1 protein-coding gene is annotated in these 3,917 nt (G+C 62.9%); it reads left to right on the top strand.

All coding sequences use genetic code 11. The features are described 5' to 3' along the window. Window positions 1–56: 56 nt before the first annotated feature. Window positions 57–3,917, top strand: a 3,861-nt coding sequence (locus EN939_RS24410; RefSeq protein WP_164751187.1) for an LEPR-XLL domain-containing protein, incomplete at its 3' end; no start/stop codon positions are given.

Genomic DNA, 3,917 nt, shown 5'->3' with positions numbered 1-3,917 from the left:
GTTCGCTGTTGCGGCGCTCGCCGGGGCGAGCCCGACGGCCCAGCAAGACATCAGATTTGCCGAACCTGGCACTTGAAGCGCTTGAACCGCGTTATCTGCTGTCGGCCGACATCTTGCCTTTCGCAGTCGACATGAACGACTTGGCCGGCGCCGACTATTCGCTGCGCTATGACAATCTGATCCAGGCGATCCAGATCTATGACAACAAGTCGGACACGCTGATCGACCAGCGCAACGTGCAGCAGATCGACTATATCGTGGTGCGCGGCACCGACGCCGACGACAAACTCACCATCGACTTCGGCGAAAACTTCCTGGCGGCGCTCGACGTGCGCTTCGACGGTGGTGCCGGCAACGACACGCTTGCCATGACCGGCGGCAGCTTCGACGCCGTGCGGCTGGCGACCGACACCGGCCTGTCAGGTAGCATTACCGCGCAAGCCGGAGCGTTGACCCATAGCATTGGCCTGGCAAACGTCGGCGCGGTCGAGGACGATACGACGGCCAGCCAGCGCATTTATGCCGACACTTCCGGGCAAGCGCGGGTGATCCGCATCGGCAGTTCAGATGATTCCAATGACGGTCTGTCGGTGCTTGACGCTGGAACATTTAACAATTTGATCGCCTACAAGTTCGCAACTCCGGCGGTCTCGCTGACCGTTGACGCGGGCGCGGGCGACGACAGCTTTGTGCTGCGCGAGATCGACCCTGCTTTGGCTGGCAGGGTGGTGTTGAGCGGCGGCGCCGGCAGCGACGCCGTGGTCGGCCCCCCGCGGGACACCGACTGGCATCTCACTGGCGAGGGTTCAGGTGATGTTGCTGGGGTGTCCTTCGTTACGGTCGAGAACCTGATCGGTTCCGCTGGCAACGAGGACACCTTTTTTGTTGGTGCGGCCGGAAGATTGAGTGGCGTCATGGCTGGCGGCGACGCTGGCTTCGACAGCATGGTTCTCGACGGCGGCACCTTCGCCTCGGTGAAGTATGCAGCTACTGGCCAGACGTCGGGCACAATCACGCGTGACGGTGTCGTGCTCCGCTATGACGGGCTCGAACCGATCATCGACAACAGTGTCGTCGCGGACCGGGTCATCACAACCAGCAATGCCGACGATGAAGCGACTCTGACCGACAATGGCGCGACGCTGACGCTGTCGTCGGATTCTCTTATTTCGACATTCGAGTCGATCACTTTCAACAAACCCAGCACCAGCCTGACCATCAATCTCGGCGATGATCTGGGCATTCCGATTCTTTCAAAGGATACCTTGACGATCAATGCGGTGAACCTCGGTTCAACCGCACTCATCATCAATGGCCAGGACGGCAAGGACGAGGTGACGATCTCCGGGACGCTGACTGCCGGCGCAGTTACCGTCAATGCCGAGAAGATCAGCGTTTCCAGCACCATAAACGCCAGTTCGATGACCCTGACAGCAGCGGCGGCGGACGATGGAAAAATCACGGGTGGCGCGTATTTCGCGACCCCGGAGGCGATCATCGACCTGAGCGGCGCCACGATCATCGTGACGGGCGCGGCTCAATTCACTGCAACCGCGACCGCCAATGTCGAGGCTGAGACTTTCGAAGTTGGGCCGCTCGCGGGTGTCATCGCGACGATCCTGCCCGAAGCGCGGGTCAAGTTCAGCAGCACCAATGTGACCGCGGCCAGCCTGTCGGCGTCGAGCACCGTAACCGTCACGCTGACCGCGAAGGACGAGTCCGACGCCGGTTCCGACAACGATGAAAAGAAGGATGCAGCGGTTTCCGTCACCGTTCTGGTCAGCGACGCGATCACCGAAGTGCTCGCGGGCAGCGTGCTCAGCGTCTCGGGCGCGGTGTCGCTGACTGCAACCAGCAACTTGACGATGACCACCGAGGCCGATGGCGGTAGCGGCGGCAAGGGCGCAAGCGTTGCGGTTTCAGAAGTCAATGCGACGACCCGCGCCAATGTCTCGGGCGGTTCGACGATTGGCGCGAATGCCGGCGATACACCCAATTCGATCGCGCTCGGCGCAACGCTGATCAGCAATATCACGACGATCGCCAAGTCGACGGCAGGCGGATCGGACCAAAGTGCGGGCGGTGACAACGAATCCGAGGAGCGCCTGAAGGACCCCAATAAGGACGGCATCACGTCCGACAAGGCGACGACCAGCAGCGGCGATATCACCTTTGCCGGCGCGGTGACGGTGTCGGATTATCGGCCGACCACCGAAGCCTTCGTTCAGGCCTCCACCCTCACATCCGGTGGCGCGATCACGCTGACCGCGCAATCGACGGACAAGGTGACGGCGACGGCGGACGGCACCAACACGAACTCTTCCTCCAACGGCGCTACCGGCATCGGCGTTGCAGTAGCGCTGAGCATCGCCGACGTCACGACGCGTAGCTATCTCGGCGGCGCCTCGTCGCTGTCGGCGAGCGCGGTGTCATTGAGCGCCACGATTGCGGCCGGCGACAGCTTCATCGCCCAGGCGACTTCCGGCGCCGGCGAGGGCTCCAAGACGCAGGTCGCGGGTTCGCTCGCCATCAATATCGTCATCACCGAGGCTTCCGCCGACGTCGCGGCAAACGCCTCGATCAATCTGAATGGCGCGGATCTGTCGCTCACCGCCAACTCCACCACCAACGTCGTGACCGATGCGGTTCCCGACGACGCGAGCGGCGCCGCGGGCGAACTCGGCATCGGTGGTTCGGTCGCCCTGACCATCGTCGACAATTCCACCTCGGCGTCGATCCGCGACAACGCGACCATCGTTGCCGGCGACGCTATCACCATGATTGCGACCGGCAACCATACAGCTGCCACCAAGGCAGAAGCGGGCGCGGAAGGCGGCGATGTTGGCATCGGCGGTGCGGTGGCGATCGACGTCATCGACAACAACACCGAGTCGTCAATCGGTTCCGGCGGCGAACTCGACATCACCGGCAATTTGTCGGCCAGCGCCAGCAATCACGGCGTGAGCACGACGCTGGCCGATGGGGATGCCATCGGCTCGACGGCAATCGGCGCGGCGATCGCGCTTGCCTTCGTGGACAACCGTGCGTTCTCGACATCGAACCGCAATCTTCGTTCGAACGGATCGATCAGTCTGTCGGCCGCCAATGACGGTTCCAGCAAGGCGGAGTCGATTGCGAGTGCCGCTGGCGCCGAGAAAGACGAGGACGGCAACACCAAGGCCGACGAGCAACGGGACAAGGAAGTCGGTCTGGCCAACAGCAAGTCGAATGATGGCGACAGCGCCAGCAAATCGGCCAACAGTTCAGGTGGAAGCGGCGGCGGCGATGTCAGCGTCGCGGCAGCGCTTGCCCTCAATGTCTCGTCGTCACTGGCGGTGGCGTCGATCAATGACGGGCGCACGGTTGTTGCCGGTGATGGCGCTGGCGTCGGTGAACTCAATTTACAATCGTCCAACAATATGGACGCGACGGCGAAAGCCGATGGCACCGCAAAGACGAGCGACAGCGGCACCGCTGTCGGTGTCGCAGTGGCGATCAATATCGCGACGATGCGCAACGAGGCGTCGATCGGGGCTGGCAGCATCATTACGGCCGACGGGGTGAAAGCCGAAGCCAAGATGAAGAACGTCGGCGGTGACGTGACGCATCGTTTCGGCGCCGAGTCGACCTCCGGCGCCAGCGGCGGCGATATCGGCGTGGCCGGTTCGTTCGCGCTGAGCTTCGCCGATACCGACACGCTTGGCGTGATTGGTCTCGACCATGCCGATCAGCCAGCAAGCGGCGCCGCGACGGTTACATTGACCGGCGGCAATGTTCTGCTCACGGCGATCAACACGACTGTAACCACAACGACGGCGACCTCCTCCGGGGCCGGAAGCGGCTCGGGCAGCGTCGGCGTCGGCGCGTCGATCGCGCTCGGCATCGGCTTGAACACCACGTTTGCCGGCATCGAGAAC

This window comes from Mesorhizobium sp. M7A.F.Ca.CA.002.05.1.1 (genome assembly GCF_003998335.1).
Taxonomy (GTDB): Bacteria; Pseudomonadota; Alphaproteobacteria; order Rhizobiales; family Rhizobiaceae; genus Mesorhizobium.
Note: the sequence above shows the minus strand (reverse complement) of the source record. Positions and strands in the feature narration are given on the sequence as shown.